This is a genomic window from Arthrobacter sp. C2, from assembly GCA_024207135.1.
In the GTDB taxonomy this organism is placed as follows: Bacteria; Actinomycetota; Actinomycetes; order Actinomycetales; family Micrococcaceae; genus Paeniglutamicibacter.
This window is the reverse complement of sequence record CP042428.1, coordinates 4,417,498-4,438,744: the sequence shown is the minus strand read 5'-3', so window position 1 is coordinate 4,438,744 and position 21,247 is coordinate 4,417,498. Positions and strand designations below refer to the sequence as shown.

The window sequence follows — 21,247 nt, the reverse complement described above, 5'->3', positions numbered from 1 at the left end:
GGCTAGTTGTCCTCCGTGATGATGATGTCTCCGTTGGCCGTGACGCGGCCAGTCTGCCCGCCCAGCAGGACGGTGGTCGCGTCCATCTGCTGGACGATGGCTGGTCCGGCCAGCGTGTTGCCCGGCTGGAGTTTGGTGCGGTCGTAGATGGCGGTGGTGGTTTCACCGGTGCCGGGCAGGTGGACGGTGCGACGGCCGACGATGGCGGCATCCGCGGGTCCCGTGGTGCCGGCGGCTCGGGCCGGCTGCGCCACGCGGTCGAAGCCTCCGGTGACGGCCAGGCGCACCGTGACGATTTCCACAGTTTCGCGCTCCGAGCTGTGCCCGTAGAGCTCGCGGTGCAGCGGGTGGAACCGCTCGGCGATCAGCTCCAGGTCCTCCACCGAAGCGCCGTCAAGCGGCACGCTGAGCTCGTAGCCCTGTCCCAGGTAGCGGCAGTCGACGGTGACCGAGGTCCGCACGCTGCCGGCGGCCGCGCCGTCCTCGATGACCTGCCGGACCAGCTCGTCCCGGCGTTCGACAAGCCACCGGGAAACGGGCGGGAGGGCGTCCGCACCGAAGGGGCGCAGCACGGTCTGCGAGTCGTCGATACGCAGGCCCGCTGCCAACAGGCCGTCGGCGGAATAGAGCCCCGGCTGGTGGGGAACCACGACGCTGGACAGCCCCAGGTGGCGCAGCAGCAGGCCGGCGTGCAGCGGTCCTGCCCCGCCGAAGGGGAAGAGCGAGAATTCGCGCGGATCCAGGCCGCGCTCGACGCTGACCTTGCGGACGGCCCGAACCATGTGGGCCATGGCGATCGCCAGGATGGCCTCCGCGGCCTCGATGACACCCATGCCCAGCTGCTCGCCGATCTCCCGCACGGCCTTTTCGGCCGCGGCGTAGTCGAGTCGCAGGTCCCCGGCCAGCGCGCCGGACCCCAGCGTTCCCAGCACCACGTGCGCGTCGGTCAGCGTTGCCTCGGTGCCGCCGCGGCCGTAGCTTGCCGGCCCCGGGACGGCCTTGGCCGACTGCGGACCCACGCGCAGGCGCTTGGTGCGGTCCACCCAGGCGATCGATCCACCGCCGGCGCCGATGGTGTGGATGTCCACCGTCGGGGCGATCAGCGTGTGGTCCTGGACTACCTGCATGCTCGTGTACGGGGCCAGCGAACCCCGCACCAGGCACACATCGACGCTTGTTCCGCCCATGTCGAGACTGATGACGTTGGGCAACCCGTGCTCGGCGGCGCCGCGCAACAGACCGGAGACTCCCCCGGCGGGTCCGGACAGGATCAGGCGGTGCGCCTGGCCGGCGGCGCGCCCGGCCGGGACGCAGCCGCCGTTGGACTGCATGACCTGGAACGGTGCCAGGACCCCGCCGGCGGCCAGTGATCCGGCGGCCCGCTCGAGGTAGGCCCCGACCACGGGACGAAGAGCCGCATTGATGACCGTGGTGGCGGTGCGCGGGTATTCGCGGAACTCGCGGGCCACCTGGCTCGAGATGGTGATAGGGGTGTCCGGGAAGCGCTTTTCGAGGGCCGCCAGCAGCATGTCCTCGTGGACCGGGTTTAGGTAGCTAAAGAGGAGGCTGACGGCGATGGCTTCGGGTTCCAGGGCCGCGATCTTCTCCAGCACGGCGTCGATGTCCTCCTGCTGCAGGGCGGTCACCACCGAGCCATTGCTTGCGATGCGTTCGTTGACTTCGAAGCGCGCGTGCCGTTCGACCAGTTCGTTGGGGCGTTCCGGTTTCAGGCTGTAGACCTGCGGGCGGCTGCCCTGGCGGTACGCCATGACATCCCGAAAACCGCGAGTGGTGATCAGTGCGATGCGTGCCAGGTTTCCGGTCAGTGTGGCGTTGGTGGCCACGGTGGTGCCGTGGCAGACCAGTTTGACCTCGTTCAGGTCCATGCCCTGGGCGGCGAGTTCGGCAACGGCGTTGGTCAGTCCGCGGGACGGGTCATCCGGGGTTGAGGCCGTCTTGGTGACCAGCGTTCGGCCGTCGTTGGCATGGGCAATGGCGTCCGTGAATGTTCCGCCGGCGTCGATGCTGACGATCCATTGGGCGAGCGAAGTCATGGTGTTCCTTTGGTTGTGCGTGGAGCGGGGTGCGGCTGATGGGGGTTGCATGGCGGCTAGTCGTCGGCGACGGGGAGTTCGGGCGGCGCCTTGCGGAATCCGCGGGTGAGCACCGCCAGATACACCATTCCGATCGCCAGCCAGGTGAACCCGACAACGAAGGCGCTCATGGAGAGGCTGGACCACAGCCAGAGGCAAAGGATGACGCCGATGGCCGGGGCCGCAAGGTACCGGACCGCGTCCAGCCCCGAGCGGCGCTTCTGGTCGATGTAGTAGTGCTTGATGACGGCGATGTTCACGAGCGTGAAGGCGGAGAGCGCTCCAAAGCTGATCAGCGAGGAGGCCAGGGTGAGGTCGATGACCAGGGCGAGCAGGCCGATGGCGCCGACGGCCAGGGTCGAGTAGACAGGGGTCCGGAACTTCGGGTGCAAGTGCCCGAAGACCCGGCGCGGCAGGACGCCGTCGCGGCCCATCGAGTAGAGGATGCGAGAGACGGTGGTCTGGGAGGCCAGCACCGCCCCGAAGCATCCGGCGATGTAGGCGGCGGTGAAGAACGCTTCGAGGAATGCGCCGCCTGCGGCATGGGTGACGTCCAGCGCCGCGGAGTCAACGCTGGTGTAGGCGCTCCAATCGGGGAACGCGAGGTTGGCGATCACCGAGATGATGACGAACAGCACGCCGCCGAGCAGGGTGACCAGGATGATTGCCTTGGGAATGACTTTCTTGGGGTCGATGGTCTCTTCGGCCAGCGAGGACACCGCGTCAAATCCGAGGAACGAGAGGCAGAGAATGGCGGAGCCCGCGAAGATGGCGGTGGTTCCCGGGCCCTGGCCGATCATCATGTCCACGATGGAGGGCATTGGGTTGTTCGTGGCGGCACGGATGCCCATCGCCGCAAACACCAAGAGGAAAACGGTCTGGAAGACGAGCAGGACGCTGCTGGCCTTGGACACCATCTTGATGCCGGCGACATTCAGGGCCGTCACGATGACCAGCGACAGCACGATCCACACTGGCTGCGGGACAGCGGGGAAGCTGGCCTGCATGTAGATGCCGATCACCAGGTACGTGATCATCGGCATGAGCAGGTAGTCCAGCAACAGGGCCCAGCCGCCAAGGAATCCGACGTTCCCGCCCAGGGTCTTTCGGGTGTACGTGTAAGCGGATCCCGCCATCGGGAAGGCCTTGACCATGCGTGCGTAGCTGGCGGCGGTGAACAGCATGGCAACCAGGGTCACCAGGTACGAGGTGACGATGTGCCCCTCGGTGATTTGGTTGACGATGCCGTAGGTCGTGAAGACCGTCAGCGGCAGCATGTAGGCCAGGCCGAACAGGACGGTGGCGGGCAGCCCGAGCACCCGCTTGAGGCGGGGGCTCTTCGTCGTTTGAGAGACAGTGCTCATTTCCACTCCAAGGTGCGACTTGTGATGTGACTCATATGGCTCATCCAGTGTGGGGGCAGCCGCGGGAATCTGTCATGCGTATTTATGCGTATGAAGATTTTCAATCTGTTAGTGTTCTCGCTGTGACTGGAATCCGATTGCCGCGTGCTTCCCATGCCGAGTTCACCACCGATCACCGCGGCCGCACCACGCTGCTTCGCGGGCTGGAACCTCCGGCACTGCTGGCGTTGTATGCGAGGGGGTTCCTGCTCACCAACCGCTCGGAGATCCAGTTTGTCTATCGCGCCGAGGGACTCCTGCTCGCGATCCGCATGGAGCGCCAACGCACGCGCGGCGAGCAACACGACCATGCCCTGGTCAACGCAAACCCCCTGATGTTGCCCCGGGGAGTCACCCCGCGGGAAATCGATGTGCTGACGCTCGTTGCGCTCGGGCTACCGAATGCGGAAATCGCCGGCCGGCTGGGTACCAGCCCGCGGACTGTGACTACGCAGATCGAGCGGCTGCTGCACAAGCTTGAACAGCGCGGCCGCGGCGGGCTGGCGGCGATCGCGGTAGACGCCAGTCTGCTGGCGCTCCCGGTACCCGGCGGTGTCGAGGGGGTGGCGCCGATCGCGGCGGTCGGGCTGGAGCAATTCGCCGCCGCCCTTCGTTCTGGCAGGGGCGCCTCCGCCGACCCGGAAACCACGCTGGCCAGCCGGCATCCCATCGTCATCGGCACGCTGGCCGCACTTTCGGGCATCGCGGCCGACGACGGGGAGGAGATGGTGCGCGGTGCGGCTCTGGCCATCGAGGAAATCAACGCCAACGGGGGCGTGGCCGGCCGCCGCCTGGAACACTTCGTCGCGGGTGCCGACCTCTTCGACCCATCAACCGTCGAGGCGGCCATGGCCCAGCTGGTGGGGGCGCAGGTCGATGCGATCACCACGAACTACATCAGCGCGGAAAACCCTTTCCTGTTGGAGACGGCGGCCGACTACGGCCGCCCCTTCCTGCATCTGGACACATTCCAACAGCACGTGGATCTGGTCGAGGCGCGCCCGGACCGCTTTTGGATGGTTTACCAAACCTGCCCTTCGGAAAAATACTACGCCCTTGCCTTCCTGCGCTTCCTGGGAGAACTCGAGGCGTCGCGCCGCTACGAGCCGGCCAACCGGCGGATCGCAATCGTGGAAACGGACTCAGCCAGCACCCGGATCGCCGGGGAGGGGTTCGATCAAGAACTCGCCGCTATCGGCTGGGGCGTCTTGGCCAGGTATGCGGCGCCGGTCCGGAGCACCGACTGGATAAAGATCGCACGCAGGATTTGCGAGGCGGCCCCGGACGTCGTCCTGGTGGCCCACTACGTCCCGGATGAAATCGCCACCTTGCACCGGCTGCTGGTCGAGGGCGGGTTCCGCGGGCTGGTTCACTACGTCTACGGGGCTTCGATCCCGCGCTTCCGGGACGTGCTCGGGCCGCTGGCCGACGGCGCGATCTGGAGTTCGGTGACCAGCCGCATGGATTCGGACTCGGCGACTCGGTTCCACCGCAACTACGTGATGCGCTACCGGGCGGAGCCCGGCCCGTCCCAGGCGAGCTCGGCGTACGACCAGATCCAGCTGCTGGCCTGGAGCTGGGCACGCAACGGCAGCACGGTCCCGCGCGGGACCTGCAAGGTGCTGCGCGAGGACGTGTACCACGGGCTCAACGGGATCTACTACTTCGGCGGGGGCGGGCAATCGCCGCTGAGCTACCCGGACGGAACCTCGGACCCGACCATCGGCCAGGTCCTGGTCACCTCGCAGATCCAGGGCGGAAAATCGGTGGTGCTCAGCCCGCCGCTCTTCGGATCGATGGCCAGGCTCCAGCTGCCCGGCCACCAGGACCAGGAGCCACAGCCCCGCTTAGATGCCGACTAGACGATGCACTGGCCACCATCCACGGGGATGACCGCGCCGTTGACGTAGCTGGACCCCGGGCCGACCAGGAACAGGCACACCCGTGCGACCTCCTCGGCAGTACCGAGCCGGCGCAGCGGGTGAGTTGCCAGAAGGTCCCCGTAGGCCCGTTCGTTGTCGACGATGGTGGTCATGGGGGTGTCGATGACGCCGGGGGCCACGACGTTGGTGCGGACCCCGCGCGGGCCCCACTCCGCGGCAAGCTGCCGGCCCATCGACACGACGGCCCCCTTGCTGGCGGCATAGGCGGCGCCGGGTTCGGCCTCGTCTCCCAGGGCGAAGGCGATCGAACTCAACAGCACCATGCTGCCCGCGCCGCGCTCGAGCATAGACCGGCCCAGGATCCCGGCGGTCAGGAAGGTCCCGGTCGTGTTGATGTTTTGCACCCGCGCAAACAGGTCGAGGTCCAGGTCCTCGGTGGCGCTTGTTTGGTAGACGCCTGCGCAGTGGACCACCGCATCCGGGCCCTGCCCCCACGTCTCCTCAATCAGGGCCAGCGCCGACTGCAGCGACTCGCGGGAGGTCACGTCGCACTTGGCGAAGATGGTGTTTTCATGCCGCAGCAGGGCCTCGTCCGCGGGCGCGGCTAGGTCCAGCATGGCGACCCGGTAATTGGCGGCCGTGGCCAGCCGGGCAGTGGCTGCGCCGATCCCCGAGGTGGCACCGGTGACGGCCAGCACCGGGAAATACTCAGCCACGGAGGGCCCCGGTTGAGCGCGCTGTTGCCCTCGTGTATGGCCGCCGTGCTGCGGCGGGCCTCGGAAATGCCGTGTTGTACATTGTGCTGCTTTCTTTCCTGGGATTGAAACTAAAGTCGGCGTTGGCCACTCGGCCTAGCCGAACGCCGCGGCGCCGTTGACCGGGATATCCTGCCCGCTGACGTAGCCAGCGGGTTCGCTGAGCAACCATGCCACGGTGGCCGCCACGTCCTCCCCCGTCCCGTGCCGACGCATCGGTATGGCGGAGCTGATGCGCTCCAGCTCTTCCGCGACGCCCACGCCCCGGAGGGCCGCCTGGAGCGCGGCTTCCTCGCGGTGCATGCCGGTGAGCATGTAGCCCGGGGAAACCGTGTTGACGGTGGTCCCGTACGGTCCCTCCTCCACGGCGAGGCTACGGGTGAGGGCGGCGAGTGCGCCTTTGGACATCGAGTAGGCCACTCCGTGCGATTGGGGGTGGTTCGCGAACAGCGATCCCACGTTGACGATGCGGCCGCGCCCGCCGCGGCGCAGGATGGGCAGGGCGGCACGGCACAGCCGTGCCGGTGAGAGCAGGTTGACCGCAAGCACCTGTTCAAGGTCTGCGTCGGTGGTGTGCTCCAGAAGGGTTCCGGGGCCGCCGACGCCGGCATTGTTGACCAGCGCGTCCAGACCGCCAAGGAGCTCGATGGCACCGCCAACCAACATACGGTCGGCGTCGGACTCCGTGAGATCCAGCTGCATCGTGCGGATCCTGCCGCCGCGTTCGCCCCCGAGCTCGGAGACCGCGGCGGACGCGTCGCATGCCAAGACCAGATGCCCTTGGTCCGCGAGCTTCAGGGCGATGTCCCTGCCGAGGCCGCGCGCCGCGCCGGTCACCAAGGTCCGCATCGGGGCCCGCTGGAAGGACCCGGTCATGCCCGGACCCGGTCCGGTGTGGCATTCCTGCCGCGGTCGATCATGCTGTGGCTGCCTTGGCGCCCGGCCCCATGGCTCATTGGCTTTTACCTCCCGATATTCGCGTGTTCCCATCCTTGAACTCCCTGCGGCAAGTTGCATGCGTCGAATGACGTACGGGAAGGGAAGCCATATTTCCAAACGGGTTCGAAATCCGGGCTTAATCGTTCATACGTCAGATGACGCATGTGCTGTATGTTCTGCTCTGGTGAGATGGCTTCTCAGAAGACACGGACACCAGCCGGGGAAGCCGCCGGGTATCCGTCGCAGCCATTGGAGGAACAATGAAATCTCGTAGGTTTGCACGACTCGCGTCGCTCGGTGCCGTGGCGGCACTCGTCCTTGCCGGATGCGCCTCCGGCGCCCCGGCCGAAGGGGATTCGTCCGGCGCTCCCGACAAGGGCGCGGTTGCGATGAGTTTCGCAGGGTTGGACATCCAGATCTGGGTCGATGAACTCGAATACATGAAGCCAATCGTGTCAGCGGCGGGCTACGAACTGGTCAGTGACGATCCACAGTGGAACATCCAGAACCAGGTTTCCAGCTGGCAGTCATGGATCCAGCGCGGCGACATCAAGGCCATCATGGGCTACCCCGTGCAATCGGACTCCATGGTTCCCGTCACCGCCGAGGCGACGGCCGCGAACATTCCCGTCGTCGGGTATGCCACCCAATGGGACGGCATCAAGGCCGCATTGGTCATCGACAACTACAACGACGGCCTGACCCTTGGCGAGGAGGCAGGCAAGTGGATCGTGAAGAAGTACGGTGCCGCCGAAGTCCCCGTCGGCCTTTTCAGCTACTACGAGACCGACCTGGGCATTGACCGTTCCAACGGCATCAAGGACGGCCTGAAGAAGGCGGGGGCGAAGGTCAAGATCTCGGACATGCCGTCACTGACCATCGAGGACGGACTGGAAAACACCAAGAACCAGCTGTCGGCGGATCCCAACACCAAGGTCTGGCTTTCAACCGGCTCCGATCAACTGATCGGTTCCTACCGGGCTCTCTTGGCCCACGGCGTGGACCCCAAGGACCCCGACTACCTACTTGGTGCCCTAGATGCCACGGACGAATCCCTGGATCTGATCCAGGAAAAGGACAGCATCTGGCGCCTCGGGTTCATCCTGCCGGCCAAGGAACTCGCCGAGAAGAACGCGCAGCTGCTCATCGACGCGGCCGAGGGAACTCTGAAGGGCAACATCGAGATTTCTTCCACCCGGGTAACCCCGGAAAACGCCGCCTCTTTCCACAGCGACCGCAAGAGCGGAAGCTGACCCAGGATGCATGCCACACAGTCCCGGCCGGAGTCGGGTGAAGACGATTTGCGACTGCAGTTGGACAACCTTTCCGTGGAATTCGGCGCCACCCGGGCGCTGGACGGGGTCTCGCTCTCGGTGGCGGCCGGTGAAATCGTCGGCCTGCTGGGCCACAACGGTGCCGGCAAGTCCACGTTGTTCAACGTACTCTCCGGGGTCTATGCCGCATCGAGCGGGGAGTTCATCGTCGACGGTGCGCCTGCACCCGGGAAGTTGACGCCGCAGGAAGCCTCGAAGCTGGGCATCACGGTGATCCACCAGGAGCCAGCATTGGCCCCGAACCTAAGCATCCTGGACAACATGTTCCTGGGACAGGGTCTTCGGCGCAGCACCGGACAACGCGAGCGTGCCCGGTGTGCCCTGACCGAGGTCGGATCCGACCTCGACCTGGATCTCATGGTCGATGCACTCTCGTTGGGTGAGCGCCAGCTCGTCGACTTGGCGCGCGGGTTCCTGACCGGCGACATGAAAATGCTGCTGCTCGATGAACCAACCGCCGCATTGGGCCGTGCCGAAACCGAATCATTGCATGCCTTGATCAGGCAGTTGGCCAAGCGCGGGGTGACGGTCATCTACGTCTCCCACCGGCTGCCAGACATCCTGGACGTATGCGAGCGCATTTTGGTGCTCAGGTCCGGGCAGCTGGTGGTAGACGGGGCCACAGATTCGTTCACGGGCCGGACGCTGGCCCAAGCCCTGGCCCCGGGAATGGCCGACGAGGAGTTCGTTCCGGCCCGGGTACAAGTGGGTGCAGGGTGCCTCGATTCAAACGGGATCAGCGTCGCCGCCGGCGAAGTGGTCGGCCTTTTCGGGATGGCGGCGGGCGAACAATTCAGCTTCCTGGCCGGGCTCTTCGGTCTGGACGGCCATGGGCGCTTTAGCTGGAATGGCGAGGACGTCGACATCGCCTCGCCGGAAGCCGCGGTGCGCTGGGGTATCCACTTGGTGCCCGCGGACCGTGAAAACGACGGACTGGTATCCGGCGCCTCGGCGTTGGACACGGTGTTCCTCCCGTGGCTCCGGCAACTGCCCGGCCGCGGATGGTGGGTGGGTCCTGCGGTAGGGAAGGGCACCTACGCGGAAGCCCGGAAACAGCTCAATATCCTGGGCCCCGGAGCCGACGCGCCAATTGACGAGTTCAGCGGCGGAAACCGGCAAAAACACCTGCTGTCGCGCTGGATGTTTCCGCGCCAACCGCGTGTCCTGCTGCTGGCCCAGCCGACCCAAGGCGTCGACGTCGGGGCCAAGCAGGACATCGCCACCGCCGTGCGCGGGCTCGCAACCCAAGGTGTGGCGGTGCTGGTCGCTTCCGCGGAATCGGACGAGATCGCCCAGCTCTGCGACCGTTCCTACGTCATGTACGGAGGCTCACGCAGTGAAGTCCCGCGCGGCCCCGAATTCAGCGGAGACCTTGTTTCCACGTTGCTCCAGTTATCAGATGCAGTACGACCCATGGAAGGGGTCTCCCGGTGAAGCTACCCTCAGTCAATCTCAAGAGCTTTCTGGCCAAGAACGGGATCTTCTTTGCACTCGTTCTCCTGATCGTGTTCTTCACGATCCTCAACCCGCGCTTCATGAGCACCAGCAATGCACTGAATGTGGTGCTGCAGGTCGCCGAGCTCGGCATCGTGGCGCTTCCCTTGGCACTGCTGATGATTTCCGGTTCGGTCGACCTGTCGGTCGGGTCCATCGCCTCGGCCGCCGCGGTTAACTCGGCGCTTGTCATGAGCGCCACCGGATCGACGGTCTTGGGCATCGCAGTGGGTCTGGCCTTTGGAATTGCGGCCGGCGCCCTTAACGGTTTCCTCGTCGCCTATCTCGGCTTGAATCCCATCGTGGTGACCTTGGGCTTCCTGAGCGTCTGGGGTGGTTACGCGATGATGGTGACGGGCGGACGCACCGTGACCAGACGGGAATTGCCCGAGACATTCCAAGGCTTCGGCACCGCCACCGTTGGTCCCTTCCCGGTCCGGATGCTGCTGCTGATACTGGTTGTTGCCGCCGTTTGGTACGTGCTGAACAGGCACCGGGTGGGTCGCGAGACATACGCCATCGGAGGCAGCGAACGCGCCGCGCGTCTGATGGGCGTCAACGTGCGCCGCGTCCGGTTCGGGTTGTTCGCGGCCACAGGCCTCGCCTCCGCCCTGGCGGGAATCATGCTGGGCGCCAAGGTCCAGTCGGTGAGCCCCGCCGTGGGCTTGAACCTGGAAATGAATGCCCTGACGGTTGCCCTGCTTGGCGGCGTGGCGTTTGCCGGCGGCGTCGGCCGCGTCGGCGGTGTCTTGGCCGGCCTGCTCTTCTTCGGCGTCATGCGCAACGGCTTGGTCTTCCTGCAGGCCTCCCCGTTCCTCCAGACGATCATCGTGGGCCTGACCTTGGTGGTGGCCGTGGCGCTCGACGAATCGATCCAAAAGATCGTCAAGCAATCCTGGGCAACCCGCGGCAAGGCGGTCCTCGATGCAAGCATCGAGGCAGGTGGTGATCCCGGGGATCCCAGCACGCCCCTGGCCGGGGAGCCCCAACGTCTGGGTGCCGGCAAACACTAGCCGTCTCAAATACCTCGAGGGCCGCATAGCCCCGAAACACAAGAATTCACGCAAAGAAGGGCACGCAATCATGAGCACCGGATGGATCTGGCACGAGGCCTTCAACTGGCACAACACCGGCAATGGATCGGGTTTCTTCCGGCCCGGGGGCTTCATCCAGCCCCACACGGCCTTCGACTCGCCCGACTCCAAGGGACGCTTTGCGGCGTTGGTGCAGGTCAGCGCGTTCGACAAGAAAATGGTCGCGTTGGATGCGGCCCCTGCGACGGACAAGGAGATCCTGGCGGTGCACACCCCCGGGTACCTGCAACGTCTCGAGGACATGAACGAGACCGGCGGAGACGCCGGGGAGAGCGCGGAATTCGGCCCGCAGGGCCTGTCGATCGCGAAGCTATCGGCAGGTGCCGCCGTAGGCGCGGTTCGGGCCGTGCTGCGCGGCGAGGTGGACAACGCCTACGCGTTGGTGCGCCCCGCCGGGCACCATGCGGAAGCCGACCGCGGCCGCGGTTTCTGCCTCTTTGCCAACACCTCGATCGCCGCGCGGGTCGCCCTGGACGAATTCGGGCTCACGCGGGTCGCGATCGTCGACTGGGACGTGCACCACGGAAACGGGACACAGAGTGTGTTTTGGAACGACCCGGCCGTCCTCACGATTTCCCTGCACCAAGACAGGCTCTACCCGACGGACTCCGGAATGCACGGCGAGAACGGCGGTGCGGACGCCGAGGGAACCGCCATCAACATCCCGCTGCCGGCGGGAACGGGAGACGGCGGTTACCTCGATGCCCTGGAGCGCGTCGTGGGTCCGGCTTTGGAACGTTTCCAGCCCGAACTCATCATCGTCGGCAGCGGCTTCGACGCCTCGGCCACGGATCCGCTTGGCCGCATGGTGGTCACCAGTGACGGGTTCAGGGCCATGTCCCGGCGGATGATCGACGCTGCTTCCGAACTTTGTGCCGGTCGCATAGCGTTCATCCACGAGGGAGGCTACTCGGCGCACTATGTCCCGTTCTGTGGCATGGCGGTCCTTGAGGAATTGACGGGCTTGGAATCGGGGGTCGAAGACCCCTACATGGCATTCTTTGCCGACTATCCGCAGCTTCAGTTGGAACCTTGGCAGAAGGAAGCCGTCGACATGGCCGGTGAGCTCGTGAAAAACGTGCCAGACCACCGCCGATGACCCAAATACTCGAGTTCCTCACCGACCACCGTGGACGGATCGAATCCGTCCACGGTGGTCCGCCGCCGCCAGACCTGGTGGCTTACGCCCGCGGGTTCCTCCTCCTGAACCGCCACCGTGTTCAGTTCCTGTACCGTGCCGCCGAACCGTGGCTGTCGGTTGTGGTTGAACGGACCCGCCGGCGCGGTGAGCAGTACGAACGGGCGCTGATCCGCGCCGTTCCGGCCGAACTGCCACAGGGCATCACCCGGCGCGAAATCGAAGTCCTGACGTTGTTGTCGCTCGGGCTGTCCAACCCGGAGATCGGGGACCGGCTCGGAACCAGCCGTCGGACCGTGTCCACCCAGGTGGAACGGCTGCTGCACAAGCTCGGCCAGGTGAGCAGGGCAGGGCTGGCCTCGCTCGTCGTGGACAGCCACCTGCTTGCGTTGCCGGTGCCGGGAGGCATCGACGGGGTGGCGCACATCTCCGTCGTGAGCGTCGAACGATTCGCCGGCATGGTCGATGACGTGACCCAGCGAATACCTTCAGGTTCAAAGACGGTCGACGGTCCGCGACCGATCTTGATCGGAACGCTCGCGTCCCTGACCGGCCAGGCCAACGACGAGGGCGAGGAGCTGGTTCGAGGAGCGGCGCTGGCCGTCGAGGAGATCAATGCCAACGGAGGAGTGGCAGGCCGTTCCCTTGAACACCTTGTTGCCGACGCGGACCTGTATGACCCCGACGCTGTCCGGGCCGCCATGCAGCGGCTCATCGATGCCGGAGTCGATGCCATTACCACGCACTACTCGAGCGCCGAAAATCCCTTCCTGCTGGAGATGGCCGCCAACTACGGCAGGCCTTTTCTCCACGTTGACACTTTCGAGCGCCACGTGGACCTGGTCCGGAGCAATCCCCGACGTTACGGAATGGTGTTCCAGACATGCCCGTCGGAAAAGTACTACGCGATGGCGTTTGTGCGGTTCCTGCGCGATCTCGGGACATTGCGGAACTATCACCCCAAGGAACGCCGGATGGCGCTGGTAGAGATGGATACGCCGAGTGCACACATCGGTGGAAACGGCTTCGAGCCCGCTGTCGCTTCAGTGGGCTGGAGCATTGTCAGCCGCGAAAGCGCACCCTTCCGGCAGTCGGATTGGGAAGAAGTGGCCCGGCGTTTGGTGGAGTCCCGCGCCGAGGTCATCCTCGTGGCGCATTTCATCACCGACGAGATCGCGGAATTGCAGCGGCAGCTGCATGCAGCGAATTTCACCGGACTGGTCCACTATGTCTATGCCGCCTCGAGCCCCCGGTTTGTGGAGCAGCTGGGGGACCTTGCCAACGGTGTGGTGTGGAGCTCGGTGACCAACCGAACCGATTCCGCCATCGCACGCACGTTCCAGCGCAACTACGCGGTCCGCTACGGGGTCGAACCCGGGCCCGCGCAATCCAGCTCGGCCTACGACCAAGTCCAGCTATTGGCCACCGCGTGGCGCCAAAATGGAGGGACCGATAGTGCTGGAGTGAGCGCGGCCCTGCGCGAGATCCTCTATCGCGGGCTCAACGGAACCTACTATCTGGGAGAGGACGGCCAGTCGCCACTCAGCTACCCAGACGGGACCATCGACCCTACGATCGGGATGCCGCTTTTGACCTGCCAAATCCAACCGGATGGACCGGTGGTGCTCAGCCCAGCGCCGTTTGGTTCCATGAGCCGGTTGCAGTTTCCGGGAATGCACGGTGCCGTTGACCGCTAGCCTGAAGCTGCATGGCCGGTTCCCCAGGATCCCCACTCCGTGGTGGAGTTCCTGGAGAGTGAGGGTTCGGAGAACACTGTCGTTTTCTGCGGCCTGCGAAGTTATCGCGGCACCGAAGACGGGAAACGAGGCTCACAGCGTGCACGCACCCAGTCAAAAGGGACCACCACTGCCTCAATGTTCAGCACCTTGGCCGGTCTAGACACCCCCGACGGAGACTAAACCTGAAGGATCTGCGACTCCCGCGGGCGTGAGTGGAAACGCGATACGGGAAGGCGAACGATTATGCCTTCACAAGGTTTGGCTGTAAAAACTCGGCATAATCGACAGCATTTCTAGGCGCCAGGCAGGGGTTGCCTTCTGCCAGATGCAGCACCCGGTTTTCCAGATCCATGACGACAGACATGACCGTCGACCACTGCGCCGCAGGATCCGATCGGCCATCGGGATGGCAGCAAATCGAACCCGGGGCGTCCGTGTGATCGCGCAGGGCCTGGTCCAGGGCAGCGACGGTGACAGCCTGTGCCTTGATGCCGACCAACTCGCGCAACCGGGACAGGCGCACATAGGAATCCGACATGGCCACGGGAGCCAGGTCGAAACCGCCCTGCACTGAATACAAAAAGTGGTTGGTGTGGAAGGTCTTGCCATGTTTGGCAATCTGGATGTTGATGTTACGTGCGTCCCCCGGCCCCGTCTCAATATTCAGAATTGCCCCGTCCGCGGCTCCCAGCACGTAGTTTCCGGAGGAAGCCCTAGGATGGGAGGCCAGCAATTCCACCGCATCAAAGACTCGTTCGCAATCTGCAAGCGCCCGCAGCAACACGTGGAACGGGACACCCGGTGTTGATCCGTCAGTGCTCGTCACAAGCGTGTTTACTGCCAGGCCGATGCCGTGCTCGTTCATCACCGTCTTGGCCAGCAACCCGGCTTCCACGATGGTGACGTAGTTCGGTCCATCCTCGCGTTCAACCTCCAGAAGGATAACCGAATCGAACCCATGCACAAGCCAATCCCAGTTCTGGCCCATCAGAGTGTGGCCCAGTGCCGTGTGCGTCGGGGCGATCGCAAAGGAGGAGCACTCCCCGACGCCGCGCAACGAGGCGGCCCGACCCGTCGCCATCTGGTGCGAGGAGACCAATGCTCGCCAGAGGATCTCGGTGCGGCAATTCATCGCCAGTATGTCTTCGAACGGCAGGTTCGCGCCCATGGCGATTCCGCGCATTTCTTCCCAGATATCCGGAAAGAAACGCTGGATGGATTCAGCGTACCCCTGGGCATGGATGACGGCTTCTGCCCAGGGCACGCCCTTGCTGGCGAAGGAGCGCTCGTAGCCGTTGCGGGCATGGTGCACCTGCGGGCGGGCCAGGGAACCGTATTGCTCGCCGCGCTCAAACGGGCCGCCACTGACCCGGATACGCGGGTAGCCTGCAGTTTTCATGCCTGGCCGCTCCGTCCTGCCAGAGCGACCTCCGCGATGCCCAAATGTGGTTCGTCCACCGGTGCCTGGAGCAAATGGGCGGGCAACGAAGTCGGGGCCTCGGCCGCGGACAGTGTCCCGGTCGGAGAGTCTTCATCCAGCAGCTCGGCGGTCTGCCGTACCGTGCCAATCCACGCGCCGGCCCCCTTTAGTCCCACGATGATCTTTTCGAGCATGGCCAGGCGCGAGGGGCGCCCGGAAATCATCGGGTGGAAAGTCAGCATGACGTGTCCGCCCAGTGCCGCAATGCCCTCAATCTCTGGCTGCCACACCTCGAGTACCTCGCGGGTGGAGCGAATGGTCTTTTCCCAGGTGTCATTGGCGAACCAAAAATGCGGGGCATCGTCCAGTATCCACGACACGGGGACCTCTACGATATCGTGGCTCTCGTAGCGGTAAGGGCGGATGTCGTTGAGCATGTTGGAACTGTATGTGAAGTTCGCTTCCTGAAGCAGATCAAGGGTCTGGTCCGTGAAATCCCATGAGGGGGACCGATATCCCGTCACCTCGGCACCTAAGTCCCGCAACACGGCCAGCCCGTCGTACAATTCCGCGCGCTCTGCCGCGGGACTGAGCTTAGTGGGGTTCGTGTGTGAGTGCCCGTGGTGAGCGACTTCGTGGCCCCTGGCCAAGATCGCCCTAACGGACTCGGGATGGCGCAGGGCATCCTTGCCGCAAATGAAAAAGGTTGCCTTCACGTCGTGCTTAGCCAACAGATCCAGGATCAACGGCACTCCCACACGCGGACCATAGGCTCCCTGCGAAAGCACTCCGGGACGGTTGGCATTCGCGGGGTTCTCTCCGATCCAAACCTCTTCGGCGTCAAAATCAAAGGTAATGCTTGCGCCGAAATCCTTGTCCTGCGGCCACAAAACCATCATGTATCCTCACTCGTGTGGCATCCCGCTGGGAATGGGAATGCCATGGTAGTTGCGTGAAGATACAGTCTGCCGGGCACATTGCCTTGTGTCATGGGTCAAATGACGTATCCCCCGGTTCACGTCGAGATTCCAAAGCGGGTAGCGGCGTGATGATGTGCGTCAAAACCACGACGGTTACTCAAAATGGCCGAGCCAATATATATCCTTCGCTCACATCCCGAATAGTGTGCCAATCATGCGACGTCATGCATGAATTCACAGGCAACAAACAGGGTGGCTGAGAATGCAGACTCGCCATGACATTTTCTCGCAGGGTCGAGGTCCGCCCTCTTCCAACCGGGCTCCGTCACGGCAACTTTCATCGAGTTGAAACCTACCAATACGCCGCCGTGCCAACGGGTGAACGTGGAACTGGACAACGGGTTCCGACTCGTCGAGGGCCGGAGGGTTGCTGCCTTCACCAACGAGGAGGAAGTTGCCGTGGGTAAGGAGAAGGTCGTCCCGTTCCTCCTGGCGGACCGGCTCGAGGAGCAGGGCGCCACCCACGTGCCGGCGGAGAACTTCACGGAGAACGTCGTGGTGGACGAACGACTGGTGGCCGGCCAGAACCCGGCTTCCGCGGCCCGCGTGGCCAAGGAAATGGAGAAGCTCCTGGCTGAGGTCATCCACCAGGAGAAGGCCGAGGAACACGACGAGGCCGACGCGCTGCGCGCCGAGCAAGGACGCCGAAAAGGCCGCCAAGAAGGCTGCCGACGAACACCACGAGCACTAACGACGGCAGCTCGCTGAAACCGGTGGCCGCCCCTGCGAGGGGCGGCCACCGGCCTTCGTTTCGAACATGCCAGTACGTCGCCGGGCTGAGTGCGGCGGCAAGGATTGCCGATGCTTCCAGCCGCGTCAGGTTTTGTCAGCCGGCTGCGGCGGGTTCCACCGCCGCCGGTGATGCACTGTTGGCCTCCACCAAGAGGGCCGCGGCGATGGCGTCGAAGGCGCGCAGTGTGGGGAAGAGCCTGGCGGGGTCCTGCGGCATCGGCCAGCTGGACATTTTCACCGCCACGACTTCGGCGGGACGGTTGATGTAGACCATCTGCCCGTGGATGCCCAGGCACAGCACAACATCGTCGCCGGGGTACGGGAACCACATCTGGTTCCGGTACATCCCGCCGGGCATCAGGTTGTCCACGGGGCTGTCGGCAAAGGCATCGCGGGAGTCCGGTGCCCCGGCCAGCGTCCGGGCGATCCATTCGGTGGAGAGCACCCGTTCGCCGTTCGGCGAGAGACCCTCGTTCAGGAAGAGGGACCCGAAACGGGCCATGTCGCGCATCGTGGCGTTGATCCCGCCATCAAATATCCCTGTGCCGAACTGGTCGATGCCCATGGTGGCATCCGATTCGGCGCCCAGCTTGCCCCATACCAACTCGGTCATCAACGTGGCCATGGGCTTCTCGGACGCAGCCTCGCAGATCCAGCCGAGCATGTCGGTCTCGCAGGAGCGGTACTCGAATACCCCGCCGTGGGCGGTCTTGCGCACCAAGGTACGCAGGAACGGGTACACGCCCGTGGGCCCGGGAGCACTTAGGGAAGACCATCCGATGGCCTGCTCCATCATCCGCACCCCCGAGCTCGGGTCCAGATAGTTCTCGGAGAAATCTATGCCCGAGCGCATGTCGAGCAACTGGCGCACCGTGGCCCCGGCATAGCCCGTCTCGGCGAGCTCCGGCAGGTAATCGGTCAATTGCGCGCCGTCATCGAGCACCCCGGCATCGCACAGGGCCCCCGCCACCGTGCCGACCAACGACTTGCTCATGGACATCAGCAGGTGCGGGGTGCCGGCCGTCATCTCCCCGAAGTACTGTTCGGTCAGCACCGTGCCGCGATGCATGAACATCCACCCGTCGGTTTCGGTCGTGCCCATGACCGAACCCACGCTCACCGGCGTTTCCCCGGCGACGACCGGGGCCAACATCACCGAATCCAGGTCACGGTGGGCGGCCGGAAGCTGCGCCGCCGGCCCTTCACCCCGTGATATCACCGCGGTGGGCAGGAAGTCGGCCATGTGTTGGAAGGACCAGCGCAGGTTCTCGGGAAGCTTCCAGCTGGTCATGTCCACTCCTGCGGGAATGTGGTCCAGGTGTGTGTCGTCCATGAGGGTTCCTTGTCCGTTGCTGCGCCATTGAATATAGGGACATTACCACCCGGTAACCATCCCGTCCCGATTCATGCCCGTGGCGTTCACTGCGCGCCTCTTGCCGAGATCGGACCGGCCTCCTCCCCGGGCACCCATGCCCTCCGGCACACCAAGGGGCGGGGCTCCCGGGGCGCACGTCCTGATCGGTGTTCCATCCGCAGGGACTTCCTCGATCCCTGCCCATGTCGCTGCCCGCTTCGTGGGGCGGAAACACGGCTCCAGACGGATACTCCCTGTCCAGGTGATCCTTCGCGTACCGGGTCCAGTGTCGCCCCTGAGCGTGACACGGTGTTCCCCTCGGAAAATCCCGGGCGGCCCTACCGTTTGCGGCTGGGATTGAATGATACTTGTTCCAGTAACTGCCCCGAGGATGTGGCCAAGGCGAAGGGCCCGTGGTGTTTGAAGCTCCCAGCATTGTCTTTGCCGCCGCAGGCGTGGCCGTGTTCGCCGCGGCGGTGCTGCCGCGACTGTTGCGCAACGTCCCGGTGTCCATGCCGCTGGTCTTCCTGGGCGCGGGGATGGCCGCCTTCACCCTGCTGGTGGACCTGCCGGACCCCGATCCGGTCAGGTACGCGGACTTCACCACCCATCTGGCCGAGGTCTGCGTCATCGTCTCGCTGATGGGCGCGGGCCTGGCCATCGATCGTCCGCCGGGGTGGAAGCGGTGGGCCACGACCTGGCGGATGCTCGGTGTGGTGATGCCGCTGTCCATGGTGGGTCTGGCCCTTTTGGGGCTGTGGGGCCTGGGACTCGGGCTGGCCGCCGCCGTCTTGGTTGCCGCTGTTATTGCCCCCACCGATCCGGTCCTGGCGTCCGAGGTGCAGGTCGGGGAACCGGCGGACGACGAGGCCGGCGCCGAGCGGGAAGACGAGGTTCGTTTCGGGCTCACCTCCGAGGCAGGGCTGAATGACGGGCTGGCATTCCCCTTCGTGTATCTGGCCATTTCCCTCAGCGTCCTCGGTGCGTCGCCGGCGCAATGGTTTCCGCAGTGGTTTGCCGTGGACGTGCTGTGGCGGATCGGGATCGGGGTGATGCTGGGCTTCGGGACCGGGAAACTGCTGGCGCGGATCTTCTTCTCGGCCAAGCATGGAAGCATCCGGCTGGCCGAGCATTCCGAAGGGTTCGTGGCGCTGGCTGCCGTCTTCCTGGCCTACGGGGTGACCGGGATGGTTGAAGGCTACGGTTTCATTGCCGTCTTCATCTGTGCGGTCACCATCCGGGCCGTGGAGCACACCCACGGTTACCACCGGGTGTTGCACAACTACGTCGATCAGCTGGAACGGCTGCTGACGGTCATCGTCCTGGTGCTGCTCGGGGGCGCCATCGCGCGCGGGCTGCTGCACGGAATCGGTTGGAGGGAAGTGCTGGTGGCATTGGCCTTCCTCTTGGTGGTCCGGCCGGCGGCGGGCCTCATCGGCCTTGCCGGGGGCGGGACCGGTCCCCGGGACCGCATCGCGCTGTCATTTTTCGGGGTGCGCGGCATCGGCTCCCTGTACTACCTCGGATATGCGCTGGCCGAAGGGGACTTCGGTGGCCAGGCCGAGGAGCTGTGGGCCTTCATCGGGCTGGTCGTGGCGCTTTCCATTCTCGTGCACGGGGTTTCCGCCGGCCCGGCCATGAACCGGCTGGACCGGCTTCGCAACCGCCGCTTGCGCCAGCGCTTCGGGGACGAGGGCCAGGCTCCCACCCCAACCGTTTAGCGGTCCTGCCGCCCCGCGGCCCGGTCCTTGCCCGCGGCCCGTCCCGACCCGATCTCCAGCACGACCTTGACGTCGTCCGGGTGGCGCTTGAAGGCATCGGCAAAGTTTTCCAGCTGCACCCGGCGGGAAAACAGCCGGCCCCGCCAGGCGGGGTCGGCAGCGGCCAGCGCGCAAGCCGCGGCATCTAAGTGCCGGCGGTTGGCATTGACGCTTCCGAACGTGACCCCGTTGCCCAGCACTGCCTGCCGGTTCAGGGCACCGACCTCCACTTCCGTTTCCTTCCCGGTGCCCGACACCCCGGTCAGGCAGGTAATGGCATCGGGCGCCCGGCGGCCCAGGACGTCGAGTACCACGTCGGTGATCCCCGTGCATTCGACCAGGATCTCGGCACTGATCCCGGACTCGGGCAGGGTTCCGCTATGGTAGGTCGCACCCAAGCCACGAACCAATCCCGGTTTCGGTCCATCGGAAACGATGTCAAAGACATGGACCTCCAACCCCCGGCGGACCCCGAGCAATGCCGCGAGCAGGCCGACCGGGCCGGCTCCGGTGACCACCGCTACGTGGGGGTCGAAGAAAGCGCGCGCTCCGATGCGCATGATCTGTTCCCAGGCCTTGGCCACGATGGTGGTGAGTTCCAGCAGCACGCCGACAACCGCCAGCCCCGGCCCCAGCTTCACCATGTCCTTTGGCTCGCCCCGCCAGCGTCCCCGGGCAAAGCCGTCCAGTTGCTTGATCCCATGCTCGGTGTACTTGCCGTTGAGGCACATATCCCATTCACCGGCGGCACAAGCCGGGCAAGGGTGTGGGTCCGGCCGTCGCACGATGCCCACCACCAGGTCTCCGGGAGCCACGCCGGATCCCGGAGGCGCTTCCAGGACCCTGCCCAGGTTCTCGTGTCCCAGCACCAGCTGTTTGTGGCCCGGAGGCGGCTGGCCATAGTTGCCCGCGGTGATTTCCGCATCGGTCCCGCACAGCCCCACGGCCAGTGCTTCCACCAGCACGGAGCCTTGGTCCGGGCCCGGCTCCGGGATCTTGCGCAGCGCCAATGAATCCTTCACGCCCGGGATGAGAGTCAGGGCCTGCATGAGCACTCCTGAAGCAGACTTTTCTTCCTTGGCCAGCGTCGCGCGCAGCGGCGGGCAAGGCAATGGTGGTGCTTGCACCG

Annotated in this window: 15 protein-coding genes and 1 pseudogene; 8 read left to right on the top strand and 8 right to left on the bottom strand. The window is 65.1% G+C overall.

Annotation, left to right across the window (positions count from 1 at the left end):
• Positions 1–2: 2 nt before the first annotated feature.
• Entirely contained in the window at positions 3–2,054 is a 2,052-nt protein-coding gene (locus FPY90_RS20265) for a hydantoinase/oxoprolinase family protein (protein ID WP_071215703.1), read from the bottom strand.
• A 56-nt stretch (positions 2,055–2,110) separates the two neighbouring features.
• Positions 2,111–3,457 carry an APC family permease gene (locus tag FPY90_RS20260; RefSeq protein WP_498683014.1) on the bottom strand — a complete coding sequence of 449 codons (1,347 nt, stop codon included), beginning with the start codon at positions 3,455–3,457 and terminating at the stop codon, positions 2,111–2,113.
• 137 nt (positions 3,458–3,594) lie between these two features.
• On the opposite strand from FPY90_RS20260, the gene FPY90_RS20255 reads away from it, so the two are divergent.
• A complete protein-coding gene (locus FPY90_RS20255) occupies positions 3,595–5,358 on the top strand; it encodes an ABC transporter substrate-binding protein (RefSeq protein WP_071215701.1) in 1,764 nt (587 codons plus the stop codon).
• Here FPY90_RS20255 and FPY90_RS20250 read toward each other — a convergent pair.
• The gene (locus FPY90_RS20250) at positions 5,355–6,095 is read right to left on the bottom strand and encodes an SDR family NAD(P)-dependent oxidoreductase (protein ID WP_071215700.1); all 741 of its coding nucleotides are present in this window, start codon (positions 6,093–6,095) and stop codon (positions 5,355–5,357) included. The genes FPY90_RS20255 and FPY90_RS20250 overlap by 4 nt on opposite strands.
• A 135-nt stretch (positions 6,096–6,230) precedes the next feature.
• Positions 6,231–7,010 carry an SDR family NAD(P)-dependent oxidoreductase gene (locus FPY90_RS20245; protein WP_071215699.1) on the bottom strand — a complete coding sequence of 260 codons (780 nt, stop codon included), beginning with the start codon at positions 7,008–7,010 and terminating at the stop codon, positions 6,231–6,233.
• Positions 7,011–7,333: 323 nt separating this feature from the next.
• Between FPY90_RS20245 and FPY90_RS20240 the strand changes: the two genes are divergently transcribed.
• The 5 genes from FPY90_RS20240 (at position 7,334) to FPY90_RS20220 (ending at position 13,830) form a co-directional block, all read left to right on the top strand.
• Complete coding sequence (locus FPY90_RS20240) at positions 7,334–8,326, top strand: sugar ABC transporter substrate-binding protein (protein ID WP_498683011.1); 993 nt, start codon at positions 7,334–7,336, stop codon at positions 8,324–8,326.
• Between the two features lie 60 nt (positions 8,327–8,386).
• Entirely contained in the window at positions 8,387–9,841 is a 1,455-nt protein-coding gene (locus FPY90_RS20235) for a sugar ABC transporter ATP-binding protein (protein ID WP_498683009.1), read from the top strand.
• The gene (locus tag FPY90_RS20230) at positions 9,838–10,914 is read left to right on the top strand and encodes an ABC transporter permease (RefSeq protein WP_498683007.1); all 1,077 of its coding nucleotides are present in this window, start codon (positions 9,838–9,840) and stop codon (positions 10,912–10,914) included. The genes FPY90_RS20235 and FPY90_RS20230 overlap by 4 nt, the downstream gene beginning before the upstream one ends.
• A gap of 70 nt (positions 10,915–10,984) precedes the next feature.
• A complete protein-coding gene (locus FPY90_RS20225) occupies positions 10,985–12,094 on the top strand; it encodes a class II histone deacetylase (RefSeq protein ID WP_071215695.1) in 1,110 nt (369 codons plus the stop codon).
• Positions 12,095–12,171: 77 nt separating this feature from the next.
• On the top strand, positions 12,172–13,830 hold the full coding sequence (locus FPY90_RS20220) for an ABC transporter substrate-binding protein (protein WP_498683003.1): 1,659 nt from the start codon (positions 12,172–12,174) through the stop codon (positions 13,828–13,830).
• 283 nt (positions 13,831–14,113) lie between these two features.
• Here FPY90_RS20220 and FPY90_RS20215 read toward each other — a convergent pair whose 3' ends face one another.
• Positions 14,114–15,271: a C45 family autoproteolytic acyltransferase/hydrolase gene (locus FPY90_RS20215; RefSeq protein ID WP_071215693.1), complete on the bottom strand. Its 1,158-nt coding sequence runs from the start codon at positions 15,269–15,271 to the stop codon at positions 14,114–14,116.
• Positions 15,268–16,191, bottom strand: coding sequence for a polysaccharide deacetylase family protein (locus FPY90_RS20210; RefSeq protein ID WP_498683002.1), 924 nt, complete (start codon positions 16,189–16,191; stop codon positions 15,268–15,270). The genes FPY90_RS20215 and FPY90_RS20210 overlap by 4 nt, the downstream gene beginning before the upstream one ends.
• A 387-nt stretch (positions 16,192–16,578) precedes the next feature.
• Here FPY90_RS20210 and FPY90_RS20205 point away from each other — a divergent pair.
• A pseudogene (locus FPY90_RS20205) lies at positions 16,579–16,963 on the top strand (type 1 glutamine amidotransferase family protein); the annotation flags it as partial.
• Positions 16,964–17,098: 135 nt separating this feature from the next.
• Here FPY90_RS20205 and FPY90_RS20200 read toward each other — a convergent pair.
• A complete protein-coding gene (locus FPY90_RS20200) occupies positions 17,099–18,337 on the bottom strand; it encodes a serine hydrolase domain-containing protein (protein WP_071215691.1) in 1,239 nt (412 codons plus the stop codon).
• Between the two features lie 437 nt (positions 18,338–18,774).
• Between FPY90_RS20200 and FPY90_RS20195 the strand changes: the two genes are divergently transcribed.
• Positions 18,775–20,079 carry a cation:proton antiporter gene (locus tag FPY90_RS20195; RefSeq protein WP_498683001.1) on the top strand — a complete coding sequence of 435 codons (1,305 nt, stop codon included), beginning with the start codon at positions 18,775–18,777 and terminating at the stop codon, positions 20,077–20,079.
• Here the strand turns inward: FPY90_RS20195 and FPY90_RS20190 are convergent.
• On the bottom strand, positions 20,076–21,167 hold the full coding sequence (locus tag FPY90_RS20190; protein ID WP_071215690.1) for a glucose 1-dehydrogenase: 1,092 nt from the start codon (positions 21,165–21,167) through the stop codon (positions 20,076–20,078). The genes FPY90_RS20195 and FPY90_RS20190 overlap by 4 nt on opposite strands.
• Between the last annotated feature and the right edge of the window lie 80 nt (positions 21,168–21,247).

What these genes read in the sequence shown, in the direction of transcription:
- FPY90_RS20265 (WP_071215703.1), bottom strand. Translation starts at nt 2,054, where the DNA reads ATGACTTCGCTCGCCCAATGGATCGTCAGCATCGACGCCGGCGGAACA.
- FPY90_RS20260 (WP_498683014.1), bottom strand. Translation starts at nt 3,457, where the DNA reads ATGAGCACTGTCTCTCAAACGACGAAGAGCCCCCGCCTCAAGCGGGTG.
- FPY90_RS20245 (WP_071215699.1), bottom strand. Translation starts at nt 7,010, where the DNA reads ATGACCGGGTCCTTCCAGCGGGCCCCGATGCGGACCTTGGTGACCGGC.
- FPY90_RS20240 (WP_498683011.1), top strand. Translation starts at nt 7,334, where the DNA reads ATGAAATCTCGTAGGTTTGCACGACTCGCGTCGCTCGGTGCCGTGGCG.
- FPY90_RS20225 (WP_071215695.1), top strand. Translation starts at nt 10,985, where the DNA reads ATGAGCACCGGATGGATCTGGCACGAGGCCTTCAACTGGCACAACACC.
- FPY90_RS20215 (WP_071215693.1), bottom strand. Translation starts at nt 15,271, where the DNA reads ATGAAAACTGCAGGCTACCCGCGTATCCGGGTCAGTGGCGGCCCGTTT.
- FPY90_RS20210 (WP_498683002.1), bottom strand. Translation starts at nt 16,191, where the DNA reads ATGATGGTTTTGTGGCCGCAGGACAAGGATTTCGGCGCAAGCATTACC.
- FPY90_RS20200 (WP_071215691.1), bottom strand. Translation starts at nt 18,337, where the DNA reads ATGGACGACACACACCTGGACCACATTCCCGCAGGAGTGGACATGACC.
- FPY90_RS20190 (WP_071215690.1), bottom strand. Translation starts at nt 21,167, where the DNA reads ATGCAGGCCCTGACTCTCATCCCGGGCGTGAAGGATTCATTGGCGCTG.